This is a genomic window from Cellulomonas septica (assembly GCF_012396155.1).
Classification (GTDB): domain Bacteria; phylum Actinomycetota; class Actinomycetes; order Actinomycetales; family Cellulomonadaceae; genus Cellulomonas; species Cellulomonas septica.
This window is the reverse complement of the sequence record NZ_JAAXOY010000334.1, coordinates 1-3,894: the sequence shown is the minus strand read 5'-3', so window position 1 is coordinate 3,894 and position 3,894 is coordinate 1. Positions and strand designations below refer to the sequence as shown.

At 73.3% G+C, this 3,894-nt stretch carries 5 protein-coding genes; all 5 read left to right on the top strand.

All coding sequences use genetic code 11. The features are described 5' to 3' along the window. The first annotated feature begins 219 nt into the window (after window positions 1-219). The 5 genes from HGA02_RS12705 to HGA02_RS21720 all read left to right on the top strand — a co-directional run bounded on the left by HGA02_RS12705 (window position 220) and on the right by HGA02_RS21720 (window position 3,775). Window positions 220-519, top strand: coding sequence for a flagellar FlbD family protein (locus tag HGA02_RS12705; protein ID WP_168679319.1), 300 nt, complete (start codon window positions 220-222; stop codon window positions 517-519). Continuing rightward, window positions 519-1,304 (top strand): motility protein A, encoded by a 786-nt coding sequence (locus HGA02_RS12700; protein WP_124343575.1) that lies wholly within the window; start codon window positions 519-521, stop codon window positions 1,302-1,304. Before HGA02_RS12705 ends, HGA02_RS12700 begins: the two co-directional genes overlap by 1 nt. Next, window positions 1,301-2,197, top strand: coding sequence for an OmpA/MotB family protein (locus tag HGA02_RS12695; RefSeq protein ID WP_168679318.1), 897 nt, complete (start codon window positions 1,301-1,303; stop codon window positions 2,195-2,197). Before HGA02_RS12700 ends, HGA02_RS12695 begins: the two co-directional genes overlap by 4 nt. 1 nt (window position 2,198) lies before the next feature. Further along, window positions 2,199-2,711 (top strand): flagellar basal body-associated FliL family protein, encoded by a 513-nt coding sequence (locus HGA02_RS21725; protein ID WP_168679317.1) that lies wholly within the window; start codon window positions 2,199-2,201, stop codon window positions 2,709-2,711. A 134-nt stretch (window positions 2,712-2,845) separates the two neighbouring features. Next, the gene (locus HGA02_RS21720) at window positions 2,846-3,775 is read left to right on the top strand and encodes a FliM/FliN family flagellar motor switch protein (protein ID WP_168679316.1); all 930 of its coding nucleotides are present in this window, start codon (window positions 2,846-2,848) and stop codon (window positions 3,773-3,775) included. The last annotated feature ends 119 nt before the right edge of the window (window positions 3,776-3,894 follow it).

The window sequence follows — 3,894 nt, the reverse complement described above, 5'->3', positions numbered from 1 at the left end:
GCCCCCGGTCCTGACGGGCCGCGCCGCCGACGCGCGACCGGCGCACGACCGGCCCGCGACCGGCCCGCGACCGGTGCTGACCAGGGCGATCACGACCGATCGCGGGCAAACCCTCACACCTCGCGGACGCCGACCGATCAGATGAGCACAGGGCCCACGGACGGGCCCGGGGCGGCGAGCGCCGCCTGCAGGACCAGGTGACCAGGGACGGGTGCCGCAGTGATCGTCGTGACGCGCCTCAACGGAGGACAGATCGGGGTGAACCCCGACCTCGTCCAGCGCATCGACTCTGCGCCGGACACCATCCTCACGCTCATCGACGGGACGAAGTACATCGTCACCGAGTCGCTGCCCGAGGTCATCGACCGCATCAACGAGCACCGCGCCTCGATCCTCGCCCGGGCGCGCGAGATCCAGTCCTCGCCGCACATCGGGCTCGTCCCGGACCTCGAGGACGACGACCGGACCGCGCAGGCGCCCATCGCGCCGGCGGTGCCGCTGCGACCGAGGAGCGTGTGATGGACCCGGCCGGCATCATCGGGATCGTCGTCGCCCTCGTCGCGATCTTCGGGGCGATGATCCTCGAGGGCGCGGACCCCATGTCGGTCATGCTGCCCGCGCCGCTGCTGCTGGTGTGGGTCGGCACGATCGGCGTCGGCCTCGCGGGGCACACCCTGCGCGACGCGAAGGAGTCGTTCGCGGCCGTCCCGCGCGCGCTGCGCAGCGGCATCCCCGACCCGTCGGAGACCGTCGACACGCTCGTCAGCCTCGCGGACCGGGCCCGGCGCGAGGGCCTCCTCGCGCTCGAGGACGCCGCGCGCACGATCGACGACCAGTTCCTGCGCGCCGGGCTCCAGGCCGCGATCGACGGCACCGACCCCGAGGACCTGCGCATGATCCTCGAGGACAAGATCGCCACGAAGCGCACGCGTGAGCGTGCGCACGCCAAGTACTTCCAGGACATGGGCGGCTACGCGCCCACCATCGGCATCATCGGCACGGTCGTCTCGCTCGTGCACGTGCTCGAGAACCTGGCCGACCCCGCGTCGCTCGGGCACTCGATCGCCGCCGCGTTCGTCGCGACCCTGTGGGGCATCCTCTCGGCCAACGTCGTGTGGCTCCCGCTGGGGACGCGCATCCGCCGCATCTCCGACCTCGAGTGCACGCAGATGGAGATGACGCTCGAGGGGCTGCTGTCGGTCCAGGCCGGCGCGAACCCGCGCCTCGTCGGCGAGCGCCTGCGCAGCCTCCTGCCCGACGTGCCCGAGGGCAAGGACGCCAAGGCGAAGTCGAGGGCCGCATGAGCGGGCGGCGGCCGCGGCGGCACGTCGAGGAGGAGCACGTCAACCACGAGCGCTGGCTCGTGAGCTACTCCGACATGATCACGGTCCTCATGGCGCTGTTCATCGTGCTGTTCGCGATCAGCCAGGTCGACCAGGAGAAGTACATCGCGCTGCGCGACTCGCTCGCGGCGGGCTTCATGGACACGACGACGTCGCCGTCGGTGCTCGAGGGCACGTCGGGGAACCTCGACGGCGCGACCGTGCACAAGGACACGACGCCCGCCGACGGCTCCGCGGGCATGGTGAGCGCGGACAGCGGGCTCGGCCTGCAGGCCGCCGACCCGATGACCCCCACGACGCAGACGCCGCAGGAGTCCGTCGACCCGGCGGTCCTCGCGGCCGCGCAGGCGGAGGCCGCGCACCTGCAGGACCTCGAGGCGCGCATCATGCAGGCGCTCGCCGCGAACGGCCTGGACAGCGCGGTGCGGATGCGGATCGACGAGCGCGGCCTCGTGCTGGGCCTCGTCGCCGACGACGTCTTCTTCGCGCCGGCGCGTGCGGAGCTCACCGACACCGCGAACCGCGTGCTCGACGTCGCGGCGCCGCTGCTCGTCGGCATCGGCGAGAACATCTCCGTCGAGGGCCACGCCAACGTCATCCCGGTCTCCGGGCGGTACGCGACCAACTGGGAGCTGTCGTCCGACCGGGCCACCCAGGTGCTGCGGCACCTCGTCGAGGTCGACGGCATGCCGGGCAGCCGGATCATGGCCGTCGGGTTCGGCGACACGCGCCCGCTCGTCGCGGGCGACAGCCCGGAGGCGCTCGCGGCGAACCGCCGCGTCGACCTCGTCGTCCTCAGCAACGCGCCCGAGCAGGTCCGCGCGCTGCTGCCGTCGTTGACCCAGGGAGGCTGACGTGCCCATCGAGCAGCGGGTCATCTCAGGCCCGAAGATCGGCGCCAAGATCGGCGGGAACGCGTCCGCGGCCCCCGCGCCGGCCCCCGAGCCCGAGCCGAAGAAGCGGCGTGCGCCGTCGAAGAAGCTCCTGATCATCGGGGCCGTCGTGGTGGTCCTCGCGGCCGCCGCAGCCGCCTGGTTCCTGTTCTTCCAGGGTGACGGCGCGCCGCCCGAGGAGCCCGCGCCCGAGGCGGGCGAGGTCGTGCAGGTCGACCCGATCAGCCTCAACCTGGCCGACGGGCACTACCTGCGGCTGGGCCTCGCGCTGCAGCTGACGAAGGACGCGCACGAGACGCCCGACCCGGCGCGCGCGCTCGACCTGGCCATCGAGCTGTTCTCGGGCCGGTCGGTCGCCGAGATCTCCGACCCGACCAGCCGCGCGGCGCTCAAGGAGCAGCTCGCGCACGCGCTCGTCGAGGCGTACGAGGGCGAGGTGATGGACGTCTACCTGACGAACTACGTCACGCAGTAGGCCGGCCGCAGCCGGCGACCCAGGGCACCACGGAGGGTGCCCGCACCGCCCCGCAGTCCGTCGCACGAGGCGACGGAGGGGATGAAGTCAGGGGTTTCGCTCAGCACCCCTGCGCGCCCGCCGATAGGGCGGTCGTGACACCCCTTGCGCCGCAGCCCGCCCGTCGGGTGCGCACCGCCGAGCCCGAGCCGTACGACTTCCGTCGACCGCTCACCCTCGCCCGGGAGCACGCGCGCCACCTCGAGATGGCGTTCCAGCGGCTCGCCCGGCAGTTCGCGACCCAGCTCACCGCACGCCTGCGCGTCGTCAGCCAGGTGACGTTCGAGGACCTGGAGCTGCGGACCTACGACGAGTACGCGGGCGGCCTGCCGTCGCCCACCGCGATGGTCCTGTGCACGCTCGAGCCGAGCCGCCAGCCCGCCGTCCTGCAGATGCCCGTCGGCGCCGCGCTCGTCTGGATCGACTACCTGTTCGGCGGCGACGGCCGCGGCGACGAGCGCGAGGGCCGCGAGCTCACCGAGATCGAGTGGACCCTGGTCAAGGACGTCCTGCAGCACGCGATCGGAGACCTCGACTACGCGTTCGCGGGCCTCACGTCGATGTCCGCGACGCTGCGCTCCGTGCAGTACAACCCGCAGTTCGTGCAGGTCGTCGCCGCGCAGGAGACCGTCCTGGTCGCCGCGTTCCTGCTGCGCGTCGGCGACCGCGAGGACCGCATGACGCTCATGCTGCCGTCCGACCTGCTGCTGGGCGCGCTGCGCTCGTCCGAGGGCAGCGACGCCCGCTCCGACGAGGAGCAGCGTGCGGTCGTGACCGCGCAGGGCGACCTCGAGCGGGCCGTGCACGGCGTCCCCGTGGACGTCGCCGTCCGCTTCCGGCCCGTCACCGTGCACCCGCGCGACGTCCTCGACCTCGCCGTCGGCGACGTGCTGCCCCTGTCCCACCCGTCGACCGACCCGCTGGACGTGGTCGTCGACGGGATCGTGCTCGCCCGTGGCGCCGCCGGCACCCACGGGCCCCGACTGGCCTGCCAGGTCGTCACCGTCGAGGAGATCCCCGCATGACCCAGACCACCGACGCCCTCACGGGCCAGACCGCCGCCGACGCCGCGGCCGCCCTGGTGCCCTCGGCGCTGCCGCTCGCCGCGGTGGGCGCGTCGCACCGGGACGTCCCGGCGGGGGCG

What these genes read in the sequence shown, in the direction of transcription:
- HGA02_RS12695 (WP_168679318.1), top strand. Translation starts at nt 1,301, where the DNA reads ATGAGCGGGCGGCGGCCGCGGCGGCACGTCGAGGAGGAGCACGTCAAC.
- HGA02_RS12700 (WP_124343575.1), top strand. Translation starts at nt 519, where the DNA reads ATGGACCCGGCCGGCATCATCGGGATCGTCGTCGCCCTCGTCGCGATC.